The organism is Olivibacter sp. 47, assembly GCF_030372825.1.
Taxonomy (GTDB): domain Bacteria; phylum Bacteroidota; class Bacteroidia; order Sphingobacteriales; family Sphingobacteriaceae; genus Olivibacter; species Olivibacter oleidegradans.
Map to the genome: position 1 here is coordinate 2,201,700 of NZ_JAUCNR010000001.1, position 16,803 is coordinate 2,218,502.

Genomic DNA, 16,803 nt, shown 5'->3' on the forward strand with positions numbered 1-16,803 from the left:
AAGTTACGAAAATTGTGATTAAAGCGGGTAGGCGTTGAGGTGTGGTGAATAAAGTTAGGCAAGAGAATTAGGTCGCTTTACGCCTAATTACCTTAGAAATCCCTGAAATCAGTTAGTTATTAACCATATCCTTTCTCTACTTTTGTTCTGCATAGTAAAAAGAGAAATGACCTTAAAAAATCGATGCCTATATGTGCTGCTTTTTTTTAGCACAATTAGTTTGAGTGCTTGTTTTGAAGTGATTGAAGAGATCAACGTTCATAAAAATGGTTCGGGAAATATGACGGTCACATTAAATTTGAGTCAAAGCAAGACAAAGCTTTCGTCTGTGATGCTATTGGATAGCATAAACGGTTATAAAGTTCCGGATAAGGTTCAAATCCAACGAAATCTAAACGAAGCCGTTGCGATACTGAAAAAAACGCCGGGAATAAGTAGTGTTAAGCATCGGGTAGATTTTGAGAATTTTATTGCCTTTGTCAGTTTTTCTTTTGAAAAAGTAGATAATCTGAATCATCTCAGTAAAATCATTTATGAGAAATTAAAGATAAAACCCACTGGAAAGTCTTTATACAATTTCGATACGAGAACACAATTGTTTTCCCGCAACTATACTTATGCACAGGAGGCCAAAAGTGCTTATATGAAGCTTAAAGAAGCTGATAAGCAGGTGTTTAAGAATGCTTTATATACCTGTATTTATCGTTTTGATAGCGTTGTTAAGCAATCAACCAACAAACAAGCAAAACTATCAGGTACAAAGAAAGCGGTTATGCTTCACACTTCTATATTGGACTTGATCAACGGCAGGGCCAATATTACCAATCAAATACAATTAGTTAATAATTGAGAACAAAAATATGCAGAGAACTAAACTTTTATTGAGCTTTCTAAGCCTATTCTTTTCACATAATATAATAGCACAACGGCTTGCTCCGAGGATTCCGAAAGACGCTTTCGTAGTGGCGACTATTAATGGGCGCAATTTTTTTGATTTGATAGGTATCGATCAATTTAATCGGTCGAAAATAGGACAGGCACTGATTGCCAAATTGAATAAAACAAATAATGGCAATCTACAGGGATTGGAAGATTTAGGTTTTAACCTAAATGCGCAGGTATATATTTATAGCACCAAAACAGATAGTATACGTTACTACGGTATGTCAATCCCCCTTAGGAGTAGTACTAAGGTGGGAGACTTCCTGAAAACTCTTGGTCAGCCCCAAAAGCTTCAGAATGGTCATTGGATTTTAGATCTTAACGAAAAAAAACAATTGTTGATCTGGAATGAGCAAACTCTTTATTTACTTAGCGGAGAGTTGCGAAACAGTTTTTTGAAGATGAAAAGACTGCTGAAAAATACGGATAGTAAATAAAAAATTAAGTGATGAATATGATGAAGCTGCGCTTGATCCGGCACCCTTAATGGACTCAGTGGATGTCGAGTGGGACGCTGTTGATTCTTTGAATAAAGATGACTTCCCCTTGGATTCAACTGCTGTAGACAGTTATAATTTGGCCCCACCTGTGGCAGAACATGAAATAGCTGATGCGGCTCGCGACTCAATGTACGATGCTTACTATGCAAGTATTGCGGCAGATGATTCGATAAAAAGCAGATTGTTGAAAGAATGGCTGTATCAGGAGGCTGTACGATTGGTCGAATCGCAAGAAGCATTCGGTAATCCGTCTTTTAAAAAATCGTATCGGAAAAATGCAATGGCAAGTCTTTGGCTTAGGGATATCAATGAACTCTATCAAGATTTGCTGCCTGGTGTGCATAGCGCTTATGCTTCTCTTCTGGGGGTAAAGACTGAAAAAGTTGGCACTGGCTTTGAAAGCGCTAATGTTTATTTAACCTTTGATAAGAACACTGCAACACTTGATGGCTCCATAGGGCTTTCGAATAACCTTGCCGAAGCCTACCGTAGGATATATAATCGGAAACTGAATAAAAGGTTCTTTAAATATTTGAGCAAAGATGCCATTGCCTATACATCAGTAGCAATTAATACAGAGAATTACTTAAAAGAGCTGCCAATATTAATGCAACAATATTACGGTAATTTGCTTGGCCGATATGAAAAGGAAATAGATCTAGGGTCTTCTATATTTTCACTTTTACTAGACGAAAAAGCGATTGGCAAAGCAATTAAGGGTGATGGTATCTTCGCTTTAACTGCTATAAAAGAACAGGAAGTGAAATATACGACCTACGAGTATGACGAGGATTATAATTCCGTTGAGGTTGAAAAGACTAAAAAAGAGAGTATACCCGCATTTTTGGCTATGTTTTCTTCTACTGATATGAACCTGTTCAAAAAAGCACTTGCCCTTGGGGTTGCTAGGGCCAAACTGACGGAGAATGAGGGTATTTATACAATTAGCGGACTAAAAGGGCCGCTGGAAGTTCATGTTTTATTAAAGGACGGTATCATATTCTTTGGTACGGCACTAGATGATTTACGGAACATTCAATACAATCGATATGAAAGTGACTTATCTTCCAAACACAAAAAATTGCTGAACGATAATAAGTTTACTCTTATTTTCAATAGTAAAAAAATGGTGAAGGCAATTAATTCGTTGGAGATACCCGCCACCAAACAAGCCTTGGCGCTACAAGACAAAATTCAGGGCTTAGGCGACTTTTATTTTACTTCAAAGGGTGTTAAAGGTAAAAAAATGGTTGGCAGCTTCCGGGCCGAACTTCCAGGCTCGAAGAGAAATGCCTTACAATATATATTGGATGTAGTCGAAAGTACGGCTTTTAGACCTTAATTTATTAGTAAGTTTGGGTATGAAGAAAAAAGTACTGATCGGTGTGTTGGCTATTCTTGGCGTGGGATTAACATGTTGCGGTTATTTGGTATATCGTCAAAAGCAATCTTACCAACAGTACATCCCAAAAAATGCGTCCACTTTGTTTCGTGTAAATGTGGATGCATTATTACGGTCAATAGCTTGGAATGCGGTTTTAAATCCCGGATATTATTTTGACTCAGATAAGAAAAAGCACAAGAAATCTTTTGATTTAGGAGATTCGGGACTCCATATTCCGGCTAATATCTTTTTCTTTACGATAGAGCCTGATGACGCCACATTTTTCTCGGTATTCAGTATCGATGACTTCGATGAACTTCAATGTTATACGAAAAACATATTAGGTATTTCGAAACTTCAGACTGTGGATTCACTTGTTTTCCAAGGAACTGCATTTAACGGAAAATTATGCTTGATGTTCACAAAAGACCGGTTAGCACTTTGTGTCTCGGCTTCCAAGGTAGAGAAATTCAACCTGCTTCGGAGCCTTATCCGGCAGGAGGGGAGCATGACAACTGTTGAGCAGTCGCCTTTTTACGAAGCAATTAAAACACAACATGAGCTGGTCTATACAGACGGCGCTTCGATTATAGATGCGGATTTTGGACGGGGATCCTTATCACTTAGTGGAGATATCAAAACGGCTTTGGTTAAAGGTGTAAAGCGCTTATATCCAAAGCAATTTGAATCGAATAGCTTAATCAAATTCTGGCTAGCAGCAGACATTACGCCGCTATTGGCGCGGCAACGAAAATTTTTTGAAAAACATCACATCCCTGTCGATACCTTATTACGCTATTACGGAACTTATATGGATCTGGAATGGAAAAAGAATCTTACTCTTCAGCAGGATACGATTATTACTTACGACTATAATGACAATTTCGAAAGGGTAGAGCAGCGAGTAGTTCGCAAAGAACGTGTCCCCGAAATCTATCTTTCGTTTCAAGCATCACCCCATTTAGCAAATTATCTCCCGAAACAACTTTTTTATAAGTTTCAGCACGAAAGCCGAGCTGATCGTTTGTTCTTTGGCACGGGCAGAAAATACCAACAAAGTAATCGTGATCATCTTTCCAATGATTTTTTTTATTTATATATAGACAGTAAAGGTTTGAGGAATCAACGAAACTATCCGTTGTTACCCCCATCTTTTAAGCGTCTTGAAAAAATGGAATTTAGCGCTCAAAAGTTGGCTGATGAGCATATTCATCTAGACGGAAAATTGCATTTTGAAAATAGCTCAGTCAATGGCCTGGTACAATTGCTTCGGGGTAATTAAATTAAACCTTTCGCAGCCTATCCGTCTCTCTATCTTGCGCGAAGTCTTTTTTCAGCAGATATAATACCGCAAGGGCTGCTAGCAGCAAGAGGAGTGTCATTGAGGCAATCAACTGCTTCTTTGTACTTGGAAATATCGTATTTAATTGCATAATCAACGATATCAGTGATAAACCAATGCCCGACCCAAAAAAATAAGACGTAGTGTTGACGCCTGAGGCCACGCCCTGGTGGTCAACAGGGATTTGATTTAATGCCATAACGGTTAAGCTGGGGATTGATATGGCCATGCCCGCACCTGTTACGCAGGCAATCGAAAATACCAAATAAACAAATAAATGATAATGCATGCTGACGATTAACAGTAATGCTCCAAAAAACATCAATGACATTCCTAATCTGGCGATACGAATAATTTTAAAACGTTTGATTAAACAGGGCAATAGAAACCTGGATATCAAAGCGGAACCGACGCTAAAAGGAAAGAGTAGTAAGCCCGCCTTGGCAGCTGAAAATCCCAAAATTTCCTGTAGATAAAAGGAAAGAACAAGTAAATAGCTGAGAAAAAAAGATCCCAGTAGAAAAATTGCTTTATTGCCTATTTGTACATTGCGGCCCTTAAGTAGTGCAAAGTTTATTAAGGGATTTTTGTGATGTCGGGATCTTTTTATAAAATACACTAGGCTTAAAGTTATTAAGCTTAGCAATACAATAACCTGAATTGGTTTGTAGATAAGCGTTGGAATCGCGTGTATAAAATACGAAAGAAGAACAATGCAAAAAGATAGTATGATACCCGATAAAAAATCCGGTGGGATCGTATCGGTTGTTTGGGTGTCCGATTCCAATATGATAAAGGCTAGGATCAAGCTCATACTTATAATGGGAACGTTTATAAAAAAGATCCATTGCCACCCTAAGGAAGAAGCAATGATGCCGCCTAACGACAACCCACAGCCCGATCCAATGGCAGCGAACGAACTGAATATACCCAGCGCTTTGCTTCTAGCAGCCTCAGTTACAAATGTATTTGTAATGATTGCCATGGCGGACGGCATGAGAAGGGCCGCACCTAAGCCTTGGATGGCCCGAAAAAAAAACAAGAATTCGAAGGAGTTTGCTTTGCCCGCGCCAATAGAGGTTATTAGAAATAACAAAGCACCGGACATAAAAACTTTCTTTCTTCCCCAAATATCCGCGAGCTTACCGCCTATAATTAGAAATCCGCCGTATAGAAGAACATAAATGGTTTGCAGCCATTGTGATTGCTCTTCTTTTAGATGAAAGTGTTTTTGTATTAGAGGGAGCGCAAGATTCATGATGGCAAGGTCCAAAGCTTCTAGAAAAACTGCTGAACAGGCAATAAATAATATAATCGAATTTTTGTTTTTCATAAGCAGTGTTCTGATGCAAAAGTATGTGTTTTAAATTTTAAGTTGTTTTAATTGTTACTTTTGGGTAAATTTTCTGTTTTATTTGCTATATATAGAATATTGATCTTTTAATATGTCGTTTACTTAATGGAAAAAGAACAAGGCGCGAAAGCATCGGTAAATTTGGATGCAAAGGATTATGAGATATTGAAACTTTTGCAGGAAAATGCAAAGTTGACAATTCGAGAGATAGCACATAAGATTCATTTGAGTGCTACGCCCGTTCATGAGCGGATAAAACGCCTGGAACAGAACGGGGTTATTAAACGGTATACTGCTTTGTTAAATCATCGTGCTCTGGGAGAAAGTTTAACAGCCATTTGCTACGTTTCGTTAAAAGAGCACACCAAAAAGGCTGGCGCTCTTTTCGTTCAGGCCATTGCTGGCTTAGAAAGGGTCATCGAGTGTTATAATATCTCAGGCGAGTTCGATTTTATGCTGAAAGTCATTGCATCAAATATGGCGGACTATCACCGTTTTCATGTTGATGCATTAAGCGAAATACCGGGAGTTGGTAATATTCAAACAGTGTTTGTGATGGACGTTATTGTAGAACGGGAACGCCTACTCGTAAACAGCTTCATGTAATCAGACATCTTTAGTTTTTGTGTCTAATTTTTTCTTCAAATAGTCAACAAAGGAAGGGCTTACTTTATCTTCTTCCATATTACTTAACTCCAGCTCAAGGGCTGTTGTACTTTTCTGTATTTCAATCAATGAAATAATAAGTGATATAGTAAAGAAAATTAAACTGAGTCCGAAAAGCAGTTCGGCCCAAAACAACCATTTCAAAAATATGAATAGCATACATACAACACAGGCTACAAAGCTTAAAACACCATAGGCCTGCATATATTTAATCAAGCGTAATCGGTAGCGTAGATTTTTTATTTGACCATGAATGACACCACTTCGATTGTTTTCGAGATATTTGGCATGTAAACTTCTCACTAAGCTGGCAAGCGCTAAAAAGCGATTTGTGTACGCTAACATAATCAGGCTGATAGCTGGAAACAGCAGGGCGGGTGTGGTGATCGTAATCATTATTATTGTGTTTTTTTCTATACTAAATTGCAGGCTTATTGTTTTATAAGCCTTGACTCCTCTAAATCTAGATTGTGTTCCAATTGCCTAATGACATGATCATCATACTTTTTCTCTTTACGTAATTTATTAAGTCCTTCTCTTCGATGGGTGATTAGTTCCAACATGATCCGTCTGTATAACATCCGAACAGAAATCAGTTTTTCTTTCTTCTCCTGTTCTTGCAACGAGCTTTCGGTGGCGTCGATACTACGCTGTAGCTGTTCCTTGATTCGTGCGATGGTGGGATGTTCTTCCATCTCACGATCATACTTCCTGTCAAGATATTTGATACTTGATTTGGCCAATTGAAGACGAATGGCTTCCAACTGATCTTCCGTTGGAACATATTCATCTATCTCTTCAATCTTTAAAAGTTTTAGAAAAAAGGGCAAAGTAAGTCCTTGGAAAACCAAGGTGATAAGGATGACTACAAAAGTAATGAATAAAATGAGGTTGCGATGAGGAAAAGCTTCACCATTTTCAAGTGTAAGTGGTATAGCTAATGCAGAAGCCAACGATACTACGCCACGCATGCCTGCCCATCCGATGGCAAAGGGCAATTTAAAGCCGGGGCTTGTTTCTTTATCGCGTATTCTTTTGCTGACAAGGCGGGGTATAAAAGCAGCTAAATAAACGAGTGTAAGACGGAGTAAAATTACGACGGCACTAATAATTAGCGCATATTGAATCGCCTCTTTCTTAGAATAACCCTCTAATCCATTTACGATCACGGGAAGTTCTAAGCCAATTAGAATAAAAACAAACCCATTTAAGAGAAATCCGACAGTAGCCCATACTTCGGTGGCTTGTATCCGCGTATGATAGTTTAGGAAGTCTTTGGATCGAAAAGACAAGAACAGACCGCCACTTACCACGGCTAGGACGCCCGACCACTCAAAGGATTCGGCCACAAGGTACATGAGGTAAGGAGCTATTAATGTGATTGGTGTAGTTATATTGGACGATTTTGCTAAGTAGCGAAGCACGAAGTACAAGATATGAGCAATGACTAAACCAACAACAACACCCATTATCGATAACGTAGCAAATTCCAGAAGGGCTTCCTGCAATATAAAATGTCCGGTTAGAACAGCCGCTAAGGCAAAGCGAAATACCGTTAATGATGCTGCATCATTTACAAGGCTTTCTCCTTCAAGAATAGCAAGACCTCTTTTAGGCATGGTAACTCCTTTTAACACGGAGGTAGCAGCTACGGCATCAGGAGGTGAAATGATGCCCCCTAATAAAAAACCCATGGCAAGTGTGAAGCCAGGGATAGTCATAACAGAAATATAGGCGACAGCCAGAGAGGTGAATAGTACTAAACCAAAGCCAAGTAAACCAATGGAACGTCTCCACTTCCAAAACTCATTCCAAGAGGTATACCACGCTGCTTCGAAAAGCAAAGGTGGTAAGAAAATCAGAAATACCAAATCCGGGTTGATGCTTATCGCCCGTACGCCGGGAATAAAACAAATTCCCAAGCCACCGATAACTAATAAGATAGGATAGGAAATTTTTAGGCGTTGACTTAACAAGTACAACATGGCCATGGCGAAAAATAAAGCCAATACTAAAAGCAGTTTCTCATGAATCATGTAGTAAAAATAAAAAGAAATTTCAAGGAAGGTAGGGGATGATGTAAGAACCGTTGATCGGCATGATGCCGCAATCGGATTTATATTGGCGCAAGAAATTCACTTACGCCAATATACGTATCTTCTTAATGCAAGCTTATTTCTTTCGGAAATTTATCGGCAATTAAATTTAGATTAATATTGTGCTCTAAGTAAGCTTTTAATCCATCTAAAACGGTGGTGAAACCGCCTGTATTGTCATTCACCGCCTGTACCAATTCGTTCCCTGTCTGCGGGAATCCGTAGTTTTTAATAACAACGTAAGTCCTGTTTTCATCGATCGCCGTAAAAAGAAAATCTACGGTTGTTGCGGGCTCGTTCCATACAATGGATATTTTCTCGTTTTTAATTAATTCTTTTACCGTAACATCGCTTGAAACGTTGTACATTTCCCATTCCCAAGTAACAGTCTTTCCCACTTCTAACGGTCCGCTCGCTTTCGTAAACCAAAAGTTCTTAGTGATAGCCGGATCAATGAAAGCTTGGTAAACTGCTGAAACAGGTCTTCTTATAAGCATCTGGACTTCAACTTGCGCTCTTTGATTTTCCATAACGTTTTTATCTATAATTCGGTTAATATTTCAGTATACTCCTTTTCCATTTGGTTATGTACACCCCAAAAACCTGCCGGTTCGCGTCTTTCCAATCGAGCAACAAGAATGCCAAGATGGGTATGCCAACCGCTAGCTACGCTGATGCGTGCTTCGACAGCTTCTAAGTGACGATGGGTTAATACTAATAATATCTTTTTTTCTTGTTTGTGAAGTTCGAACGTCACTTCCGAACCATCTCCCCATGTAAAAGTCAATAGATAGGGTGGTGTACACTGAATTACCGTGCCACTGAAGCTATTGCCGTGTTCATAACACTTATATTTGTCGGGAGGTGTCTCTTGATAGGATGATAGATTGGCGTGAACAAAATGTAAATTGACCTTACCGCCAACTTTTAAGTCCATTTCGCCGCTGGCCAGCCACTTTTCTCTTTTATCAGATTCAGTAATGTAAGCCCATACACGTTCAATGGGGCCTGGCAGTAAACGCTCAAAGCGAATAGTGCCTGGCGCAATGATTTTTCCATAATTTTCCATATTCGTATCATTTTTGTTTTAATTCTTTTTTACCAATTGAGCATCCTGCCTAACTTGATATCATAGGTTCTAGATAAGAAGACAGCTAGATCCAAATCATAGACTAATGAGCGCTGCTCGTGTTCATTTTTTTAGAGATCTATTCGTTGTTTAAAAGATCCTCTAATGTATCCAAGCGATCATTCCAGAACGTACGATACTTTTCTACCCACTCCGATACCTCTTTTAATGAACGCAAATTTGCGTTACAAAAGCGCTCCCTGCCTTTCTGATGAATTGTTATCAAGCCACATTCAGTAAGAATGCGGATATGCTTTGAGACGGCCGGCGGCTAATGTCAAAACGGTCAGCCACCGTATTCAAATTAAGTGGCTGTTTAGCTATCAATTGAATAATTGCACGTCTAGTAGGATCGGCTATTGCCTGAAATACATCTCGTCTAGTTTCCATGTGTTTATTTATATGTAACCATTTGGTTTCAAATTTAAAAAGAAACCAAATGGTTACCAAATGTTTTTTACTTTTTTACTGATTATTTTTGTTTTGACGGATGCAATGTAATAACAGACGATCTATATATTCGTTTTTTACCCTTAGAATGTCGCTTTTCTACCCGGTTAGCTATCCGATTACCTCCTACCTTTGTAATAAACACATTGGATTATGTTAGTTGACAAAAAGAAGTTGTCGAATTCATTAAAGAAAACGTTCGACACGTTTATAGAATCGATCTCAAAGTTCGATCGTCAGGAAATCAATCACCAACGGAATATGGGTGAATGGACAGCGGGACAAGTGGCCGATCATGTCATTAAGGCTACTGGCGGTTTACCTGATAGCCATGTAGAGAAGCCAGTACGCGAAGTGGACTTATATGTGAAATCCTTACAAGATATTTTCCTAAACTTTGAGATAAAAATGGAGTCGCCGGATTTTATTTACCCGGAAAATGGACCTTTTAATAGAGATGAATTGATAACCGATCTTGAACTTAACAAGCAGCGATACGTTGATATTATTCAGAATGAAGACCTGAGGGTCGTATGTTTAGATTTTGAATTTCCAACTTATGGCTTTCTTACACGTTACGAATGGTTGATGTTTATACAGTTCCATACCCAGCGACATAACCATCAATTGATGCAAATATTTAAGGGCCTTTGACAAAAAGGCGCTAAGCTATTCATTAGCGATAGGTTAGCGCAATGAAATTACGGATTACGAAGATACCAGTCACGTATAATCACTTTAATAGATGAATCTTTTTCGTTTACGAGCTGCTTATAACTGAATATGTCGCTTTTTCCATTTTGACCTCTATAGTGATAAGGATAGACCATTTTCGGTTTAAATGCAAGGGTGGCTTCGGCAGCTTGCTTAACGGTCATGGTGTAAGGTAAGTTCATGCAGAGGAAAGCAATGTCGATATCCTTTAACTCACGCATTTCCGGAATATCTTCAGTATCTCCGCTTATATAAATACGTTTGTTGCCCAACGTAATAATATAACCATTTCCCCTACCTTTTGTATGAAATGCGTCAGCGGATTCAGGGAGATTATACATAGGTACGGCCTCGATTTTTATATCATTTAGGTCGACAGTTTCACCGTTCTTGATCAGATGTGATTGTTTTCTTAACTCGTCCGGCAATTGCTCGGCAACAACAGGGGGAACAATGAGTATTGATCTCGAAAGATCAAGATTTTTTAGACTGGAAATATTGAAATGATCACCATGTATATCTGTTATAAAAATAAGATCAGGGCTCTTTACTTTATTTAACTTTTCTTTTTCTGTGCTTGGATCAAATAGAAGCGTTTTTTCCTTCCAAGTTATTGCAAAAGTTGCGTGTTCGATAGGGTAAATGGTAATATCGTCAATTTTATCTTGGGCTTTGACCGATCTGAGTGCTGAGAAGCAGATGCATATAAAAAAGATATATTTAATCATTTTGGATTAGCTTTAATTTATTCTAAACTTAGAAAAAATACATGGTATACGCAACTAAACATGCATGCTTTTCTTAATATTAACAACGCGATATCTTAATAAAGGTATAATACTTGCTGTGTACATTTGCATTAGTCGGAATGGAATTTATAAGTTGATGTGTTATGACAAATGTTAGGAGGCAGCCAGTACTACTGGGAAGTTTGATAGATGATGCTTTTAAAATTAAACCTTTACCTGCTCCAAGTGGGAAATGGCCATATAGATTGAAGTTAAAACAAATTCTCCCGGAAATCGATGAACAGACAGCCACCATGAGCTTTCATGTGGTTGGAGATACCGGAAGTATGAAAGAAAGGACATTTCAGCATAAAGTGGCCCGAGAAATGACTAAGCAGCTTCTTGCAAAAAATAACTCGTGTACACCCGTTTTTATGTTGCACATGGGTGACGTCGTATACAATTACGGTGAGGCAAGCGAGTATCCGGCGCAGTTTTTTAGACCATACGAACAGTACCCGGCACCCATATTTGCCTTGGCGGGTAATCATGACGCGGATATCAATCCGGAATCTTCGGAGGGATACGATAGTTTAGAAGCTTTTACACAGGTTTTCTGCGCGAAGACAAGTGACAAAATTGCTTTCTCCGGTGGAAGTAATCGTTTCAGTATGATACAACCTAATGTCTATTGGACTTTGGTTACGCCGCTGGCTAATATCATTTGTTTATATGGGAATGCTACCAAATACGGCTTTATCACAGAGCAGCAAGAAGCATGGTTTATCCAAGAATTATTGTCGGCACACACAGAGCGTCCTAAAAAAGCCATCATTGTTTGTATTCATCAAGCTCCCTACTCGGCTGATACGAATCATGGCTCCAGTTTAAATATGATAACTTTTTTAGAACGCGCATTTCATGCAGCGGGAGTCAAACCGGATCTGGTGCTTAGTGGTCATGTGCATAATTATCAGCGATTTAGTAAACGATACGCCGATGGTTCTGTGATTCCTTATGTAGTATCTGGGGCAGGGGGATACGCTGATCTGCACCGCATAGCTGAACCGGGTAATCCTTTAGTAGTAGATAATTTACCTATTATGAGACAGGTGCAACTTGAAAATTATTGTGATACCCATCACGGTTTTTTAAAGATTACACTTAGCAAGCAAGAAGTAGGTATACTGATTTCATGCGAATATTTTACCTTCCGGCAGGACGCACATGGGGATGAAGCCACATTATTTGAACGTTTCTATGTGCCTGTTAGCTATCCCGAATATCAAGTGTCAATCCATTAGCAAATTCAGGCCTTCTATAGATCGGTTCAGTTTTTTATCCCAAATGGCCTGTTGCGCTCTATTCATCATATGCTCAGTCTCCGCGTCATACCGGAGCTGCATTGCCTGGTATTTATTGGAGACTTTATTAAAAAGAGTAGCGGCCTCCTGCTTATAATGTGAGGTGTATTTTCGTGCATTGAGCCGGCTAATTAATTCATGCTGCATGAGTAAACCTATTTTAAAATGACCCTGTTCATGGTTTAATACTTCGGCGAGTACTTCAGGTGTTTTGATTTTGTCGAATTTTATCCAAGACTCTCTTGGGTTTATATCTAAGAAAACGTGAAACGTGACTTGATAAGAATCTACGCGTTTAAGTGTGGTTGATTGATAGCCGATACGTAATTTCACATGCGATATAAAGGGACTTTTTGGATCCGCTTTGCCTTTAAAATCAGAAATCGTCAATTGACGATATCCTTGGGCGTTTGCTTTATTGCAACTGGATAAAACGGTTGCAAATAATAAGAGTGAAAGTGAGCAGATATATACGAGATTCTTCAACATAAAAAAGAGATCAATTTGCGTATTAAGCAAATGTAGTTAAAGCGCGTTAAACGACAATGATTCGGCCGAATTATAAAAGCAGGTACATATTTCAGCTGCGGCATTGATGACGGATAGCATAACTATGAAATAATAAAAAGGGCAGTAAGATTGAAAGAATAATTTATGAGGTGTGAATATTTTTCTCACTTTTTCTCGTTTTGGAAGTAGGCGATATACAATTGTACTTTAGCTGTCAAATGATAGGAGGTGTATCTCTATCTTTGTGATGAAAAAACTTTTTGCTGTAAATAACTGTAATACTGATTTTTTAGTATTGTCAATACCATTGTCGGAGAGATTTTAATCCAACCGTAGCCCAAAGTAGGTATTTAAATGCCTATTTTAGAGAAGTGTACGCCCGTTATATATAACGGGCGCTTCTCTTTAAAACAAAAAATATATAGATCCAAAACTTAATACATATAGGGCTTTATTGTTTTTTTCACAATTTTTCACACAAAAACCGCATAGAATCATCATTAAATTATCATTTATATAATTATAACATAAAAAAGTAGAAACTATTATATACTTTTGTACACTCCATCCCAAAGATCCGGATGGATTCGTAGAAAAGTAATTGGACGTTCTGTATCGCGCTGCGATACCACGACATAAGATCTTCTACAGTTACGGTTGGATACTTTTAAGTGTAGAGAACCACCTGCTGATTCGTCAGTAGGTGGATTTTTTATTGAAGCATTTCCAGTTCTTTCAAAATTCTCTTGGTTATCTCTTTCCGGCATTTAGCAAACTGCTTATTTATGGTTTTTCGGTCTTTGATGAGACGAGTAGCGAAAAAATAGACATTTTTTTGCCGTTTTTGCTCTACATAACCAATCCACCAACCGGTATCCTTACCACCGTCTATTGTCCAACCTGTCTTTGCTCTTAATAGATAATTTGCTGTCTCTTCTTCCACCATCATTTTTTTCAGAATCCGGTAAGATCGTCGTGAGAATGGTAGTTTCTCCTCGTAAAGATTGATTAACATCTCAACCTGATTCGCCGGAGAAATGGCAAAAGTCCCATAATTCCAAAAGTCAGGATCATTGATCGACACGTCAGCATTTCCGTAATGGCATTTGATGAGGTAATCTTTGTATGTCGCTTTTCCTACTTTTTTCGCTAATTCCCGATATACCCAGCCTGCGGATACTTTGAAAGCTTCTTCCATATCCATGCTATGGTAAATATCCGGCCTATAACCATATTTAACCGTGTCAGTTGAACCGGGCCATGCGACGATTTCTTTTTCGCTTTTTACAACACCGGATTCCAGTAAAATAAGTGTATTCAAGATTTTAAAGGTCGATGCCGGTAATGAAGGTTGATAACTATCTTCAATGTCGCTACTTATCCACTTTTTTTGATTATAGTCGTATATGGTGATACTGCCGTTAATATGACAATCTTGAAATGGTTTTTGCAGGGATGACTGGCCATATGAAATGTAGAAACAAAAAATCAATATGGATAACAGTAGCTTTTTTTTAATCATAAGGCAAAATTGGTTAACAACTATCGGATAAAGCGAGAAACGTTCTACCCGATAGTTGACACACTGTTTTAATGATGACAAAACTAGCCAAATTTCTGACCAAAAGAAAGTAGCATACTCTTCAATTGCCCCTGAAATATGCTAATTCTTAAAAACTTCTTAGAGCTTTCTCAATGTCTCTTCTACGCTTCCGCAGTTAAGCATTTTGTCTCCAAAGTATGGGTTTTTAATACTTTTTGTCGGACTTAACCAGTTGGCACCTTTGTCATTGAAGGCCATGGGACAATGTGCTACATAAAACTCGCCTGTTGCTACACCATGTGTTTTAATAAGTTCTATAAGTGCATTACTCAGTGAAGAGAAAGCGTCTCGCTGGCTGTCAATATTTTCTGCTGATAAAACTTGTGAGGCAGCTTCTTGAAGATCCTTAGCGCCGTCGACATGTTTACCGGCTTCTTCTACTAATAAGCCAGCTTCCTTTGCTTTACTTATGTCGCCGGCAACGAGTGCCTCCTGCAAAGCAAGATAATGAGGATAAAGCGCATCCAATGCCTCATTTTTTGTTTTAGGAGCTTGGGGATTGTCTCTTTCTGCTACTGTTTGATGCTGACTATGATCATTCTCGGTTTTTGATGACTGACTTTCCCCGTTGCAGGAAGCCAGTATAAATAAAGCAGCTAGCGCCGCTATACCAATTTTAAAATCTGTTGTTTTCATATTGTTTTGTTATTTTATTAGTTATTAAAATAGATCCGTTTTTTAATGCAGAAAAACATGGATAATCGAACATAGTGAGCGCATAAATACCATTGAAGTGAAGTTAATAAAATTCGTTTTTACTGACTAATTAACAAGCGCTCCTTTCTTTAATACGTACTCGCTATACAAAAGGTAAGCTCCACTCACTATAACCTTTTCTCCAGGGGTAAGACCGGCAATAATTTCAGTGTCGTCAAAAGATTCAGTGCCCGTTTCGACAAATCGTGGTTCGAATTTCCCGCCACCACTAGCTATCCACACATGGCTTTGATTCTCTTCGCGGATGATTGCCTTGCTGGGCACCATTAGAACTTTGTTTTGTTCCCCCTTTGGTAACAAGATGGTGGCCGGCATACCAACTTGCAATAGATGACCTTTGTTTGATATTGAGCCTCGTAGTTGCATAATTTGGGTGTTGCTCTGATAATTTGGGGTAATAAACTGCACTTTCGTTGTCAGTAAATTATTTGGGTCACCGTTTGCAAGCACTTTCAATTCCTCTCCTTCCTTAATATATGCTGCTTCTCTTGGATAAATATCAGCTTCCACCCACATCGTGTCGTAGCCCTCTAAGCGGAGTATAGAGCTGCCTTCGTCTAGGTATTGGCCTTCGGTAACGAAGAGCTCCGCTACAATGCCACTGCTTGGCGCATAGAACGTTATATAAGGCGATGATTTCCCATCCTTAAGCAGGGAGGCTAATTGTGATTCAGTTTGTCCATATAATAGCAGCTTTTGTTTTGCAGCTTTAAAGATATCGGCGAATCGTTGATCGTTGGAAAACTCGATTGTTTGCTTATGGGTCATTAGGAATTCTTCTTGTAAAGCTAGCAGTTGCTCACTATATAATCGGAAAATTGCCTGACCTCGTTTAACGGGAATACCGGTTTCTTTAATGTATAAATCCTCAATCCTGCCTGCGTTTCGGCTGCTGATATAGTTTGTTTGTTCTGGATTAACGGTAAGCCTTCCACTTATAGCCGTGTAATTATTTAAACTACCGATACCAACAGCCATGGAGGTTATATTCGCTAGTGCTTGTTGATCAGCACTTAAAGTGAGAAATTTATCTTTATTGTTTTTATCAAATGGTACTAAATCCATTCCGCAAACGGGGCAGGTGCCAGGATGGTCCTGTACAATCTGCGGGTGCATGGGGCATGTAAAAGTAGCTTCGACTGCTGTTGTCTGTTGCCCCTTTTGCTTGTTGCATGCCACCCATAAGAGTGAAGGCATTGCTGATGTCAACAATAAGACCTGTATAAATTTTTTTCTATTCATATGTGAATGATTAGTCCTTGTTAATGGCCGCATAGATATCCATGAATACTACTCCTTTCGTC

General features: G+C 38.7%; 18 protein-coding genes. 7 read left to right on the plus strand and 11 right to left on the minus strand.

From position 1 onward, the window contains the following. Window positions 1–166 precede the first annotated feature (166 nt). From QT327_RS09450 to QT327_RS09465, 4 genes are read left to right on the plus strand one after another with little or no spacing between them, the layout of a single operon-like run. Entirely contained in the window at window positions 167–850 is a 684-nt protein-coding gene (locus QT327_RS09450) for a hypothetical protein (protein WP_130857635.1), read from the plus strand. Between the two features lie 10 nt (window positions 851–860). Continuing rightward, window positions 861–1,379 carry a DUF4836 family protein gene (locus QT327_RS09455; protein ID WP_289552688.1) on the plus strand — a complete coding sequence of 173 codons (519 nt, stop codon included), beginning with the start codon at window positions 861–863 and terminating at the stop codon, window positions 1,377–1,379. A gap of 49 nt (window positions 1,380–1,428) precedes the next feature. Further along, complete coding sequence (locus tag QT327_RS09460) at window positions 1,429–2,784, plus strand: hypothetical protein (protein ID WP_289552689.1); 1,356 nt, start codon at window positions 1,429–1,431, stop codon at window positions 2,782–2,784. Between the two features lie 19 nt (window positions 2,785–2,803). Next, the gene (locus tag QT327_RS09465; protein WP_289552690.1) at window positions 2,804–4,108 is read left to right on the plus strand and encodes a hypothetical protein; all 1,305 of its coding nucleotides are present in this window, start codon (window positions 2,804–2,806) and stop codon (window positions 4,106–4,108) included. A gap of 1 nt (window position 4,109) precedes the next feature. Here the strand turns inward: QT327_RS09465 and QT327_RS09470 are convergent, their stop codons facing one another. Further along, the gene (locus tag QT327_RS09470) at window positions 4,110–5,501 is read right to left on the minus strand and encodes an MFS transporter (protein WP_130857632.1); all 1,392 of its coding nucleotides are present in this window, start codon (window positions 5,499–5,501) and stop codon (window positions 4,110–4,112) included. A gap of 126 nt (window positions 5,502–5,627) precedes the next feature. Between QT327_RS09470 and QT327_RS09475 the strand changes: the two genes are divergently transcribed. Beyond that, complete coding sequence (locus QT327_RS09475) at window positions 5,628–6,128, plus strand: Lrp/AsnC family transcriptional regulator (protein WP_130857631.1); 501 nt, start codon at window positions 5,628–5,630, stop codon at window positions 6,126–6,128. Here the strand turns inward: QT327_RS09475 and QT327_RS09480 are convergent, their stop codons facing one another. The 5 genes from QT327_RS09480 to QT327_RS28205 all read right to left on the minus strand — a co-directional run bounded on the left by QT327_RS09480 (window position 6,129) and on the right by QT327_RS28205 (window position 9,803). After that, a complete protein-coding gene (locus tag QT327_RS09480) occupies window positions 6,129–6,584 on the minus strand; it encodes a DUF2721 domain-containing protein (protein WP_013666058.1) in 456 nt (151 codons plus the stop codon). A gap of 35 nt (window positions 6,585–6,619) precedes the next feature. Further along, window positions 6,620–8,224, minus strand: a complete 1,605-nt coding sequence (locus tag QT327_RS09485; RefSeq protein WP_130857630.1) for a Na+/H+ antiporter — start codon at window positions 8,222–8,224, stop codon at window positions 6,620–6,622. Between the two features lie 125 nt (window positions 8,225–8,349). After that, window positions 8,350–8,814, minus strand: coding sequence for an SRPBCC family protein (locus QT327_RS09490; RefSeq protein ID WP_130857629.1), 465 nt, complete (start codon window positions 8,812–8,814; stop codon window positions 8,350–8,352). A gap of 11 nt (window positions 8,815–8,825) precedes the next feature. Then, complete coding sequence (locus QT327_RS09495) at window positions 8,826–9,353, minus strand: SRPBCC family protein (RefSeq protein ID WP_130857628.1); 528 nt, start codon at window positions 9,351–9,353, stop codon at window positions 8,826–8,828. A 282-nt stretch (window positions 9,354–9,635) separates the two neighbouring features. Continuing rightward, window positions 9,636–9,803: a hypothetical protein gene (locus QT327_RS28205; RefSeq protein ID WP_354004763.1), complete on the minus strand. Its 168-nt coding sequence runs from the start codon at window positions 9,801–9,803 to the stop codon at window positions 9,636–9,638. Window positions 9,804–10,016: 213 nt separating this feature from the next. Between QT327_RS28205 and QT327_RS09505 the strand changes: the two genes are divergently transcribed. Beyond that, window positions 10,017–10,517, plus strand: a complete 501-nt coding sequence (locus tag QT327_RS09505; protein WP_013666063.1) for a DinB family protein — start codon at window positions 10,017–10,019, stop codon at window positions 10,515–10,517. 47 nt (window positions 10,518–10,564) lie between these two features. Here the strand turns inward: QT327_RS09505 and QT327_RS09510 are convergent, their stop codons facing one another. Then, entirely contained in the window at window positions 10,565–11,305 is a 741-nt protein-coding gene (locus QT327_RS09510; RefSeq protein ID WP_130857626.1) for an MBL fold metallo-hydrolase, read from the minus strand. Window positions 11,306–11,469: 164 nt separating this feature from the next. Here QT327_RS09510 and QT327_RS09515 point away from each other — a divergent pair, with 164 nt between their 5' ends. Continuing rightward, a complete protein-coding gene (locus tag QT327_RS09515; RefSeq protein ID WP_130857625.1) occupies window positions 11,470–12,609 on the plus strand; it encodes a metallophosphoesterase family protein in 1,140 nt (379 codons plus the stop codon). On the opposite strand, the gene QT327_RS09520 is transcribed toward QT327_RS09515, so the two are convergent. From QT327_RS09520 to QT327_RS09535, 4 genes are all read right to left on the minus strand, one after another. Further along, complete coding sequence (locus QT327_RS09520) at window positions 12,598–13,158, minus strand: DUF922 domain-containing protein (protein WP_289552691.1); 561 nt, start codon at window positions 13,156–13,158, stop codon at window positions 12,598–12,600. The two genes, QT327_RS09515 and QT327_RS09520, sit on opposite strands and share 12 nt — an antisense overlap. Window positions 13,159–13,891: 733 nt before the next feature. Then, entirely contained in the window at window positions 13,892–14,701 is an 810-nt protein-coding gene (locus tag QT327_RS09525) for a penicillin-binding transpeptidase domain-containing protein (RefSeq protein ID WP_289552692.1), read from the minus strand. 159 nt (window positions 14,702–14,860) lie between these two features. Further along, a complete protein-coding gene (locus QT327_RS09530) occupies window positions 14,861–15,418 on the minus strand; it encodes a DUF3347 domain-containing protein (protein WP_013666069.1) in 558 nt (185 codons plus the stop codon). A gap of 126 nt (window positions 15,419–15,544) precedes the next feature. Next, complete coding sequence (locus tag QT327_RS09535) at window positions 15,545–16,741, minus strand: efflux RND transporter periplasmic adaptor subunit (RefSeq protein ID WP_289552693.1); 1,197 nt, start codon at window positions 16,739–16,741, stop codon at window positions 15,545–15,547. Between the last annotated feature and the right edge of the window lie 62 nt (window positions 16,742–16,803).

What these genes read in the sequence shown, in the direction of transcription:
- QT327_RS09450 (WP_130857635.1), top strand. Translation starts at nt 167, where the DNA reads ATGACCTTAAAAAATCGATGCCTATATGTGCTGCTTTTTTTTAGCACA.
- QT327_RS09455 (WP_289552688.1), top strand. Translation starts at nt 861, where the DNA reads ATGCAGAGAACTAAACTTTTATTGAGCTTTCTAAGCCTATTCTTTTCA.
- QT327_RS09460 (WP_289552689.1), top strand. Translation starts at nt 1,429, where the DNA reads ATGGACTCAGTGGATGTCGAGTGGGACGCTGTTGATTCTTTGAATAAA.
- QT327_RS09465 (WP_289552690.1), top strand. Translation starts at nt 2,804, where the DNA reads ATGAAGAAAAAAGTACTGATCGGTGTGTTGGCTATTCTTGGCGTGGGA.
- QT327_RS09470 (WP_130857632.1), bottom strand. Translation starts at nt 5,501, where the DNA reads ATGAAAAACAAAAATTCGATTATATTATTTATTGCCTGTTCAGCAGTT.
- QT327_RS09475 (WP_130857631.1), top strand. Translation starts at nt 5,628, where the DNA reads ATGGAAAAAGAACAAGGCGCGAAAGCATCGGTAAATTTGGATGCAAAG.
- QT327_RS09480 (WP_013666058.1), bottom strand. Translation starts at nt 6,584, where the DNA reads ATGATTACGATCACCACACCCGCCCTGCTGTTTCCAGCTATCAGCCTG.
- QT327_RS09485 (WP_130857630.1), bottom strand. Translation starts at nt 8,224, where the DNA reads ATGATTCATGAGAAACTGCTTTTAGTATTGGCTTTATTTTTCGCCATG.
- QT327_RS09490 (WP_130857629.1), bottom strand. Translation starts at nt 8,814, where the DNA reads ATGGAAAATCAAAGAGCGCAAGTTGAAGTCCAGATGCTTATAAGAAGA.
- QT327_RS09495 (WP_130857628.1), bottom strand. Translation starts at nt 9,353, where the DNA reads ATGGAAAATTATGGAAAAATCATTGCGCCAGGCACTATTCGCTTTGAG.
- QT327_RS28205 (WP_354004763.1), bottom strand. Translation starts at nt 9,803, where the DNA reads ATGGAAACTAGACGAGATGTATTTCAGGCAATAGCCGATCCTACTAGA.
- QT327_RS09505 (WP_013666063.1), top strand. Translation starts at nt 10,017, where the DNA reads ATGTTAGTTGACAAAAAGAAGTTGTCGAATTCATTAAAGAAAACGTTC.
- QT327_RS09510 (WP_130857626.1), bottom strand. Translation starts at nt 11,305, where the DNA reads ATGATTAAATATATCTTTTTTATATGCATCTGCTTCTCAGCACTCAGA.
- QT327_RS09515 (WP_130857625.1), top strand. Translation starts at nt 11,470, where the DNA reads ATGACAAATGTTAGGAGGCAGCCAGTACTACTGGGAAGTTTGATAGAT.
- QT327_RS09520 (WP_289552691.1), bottom strand. Translation starts at nt 13,158, where the DNA reads ATGTTGAAGAATCTCGTATATATCTGCTCACTTTCACTCTTATTATTT.
- QT327_RS09525 (WP_289552692.1), bottom strand. Translation starts at nt 14,701, where the DNA reads ATGATTAAAAAAAAGCTACTGTTATCCATATTGATTTTTTGTTTCTAC.
- QT327_RS09530 (WP_013666069.1), bottom strand. Translation starts at nt 15,418, where the DNA reads ATGAAAACAACAGATTTTAAAATTGGTATAGCGGCGCTAGCTGCTTTA.
- QT327_RS09535 (WP_289552693.1), bottom strand. Translation starts at nt 16,741, where the DNA reads ATGAATAGAAAAAAATTTATACAGGTCTTATTGTTGACATCAGCAATG.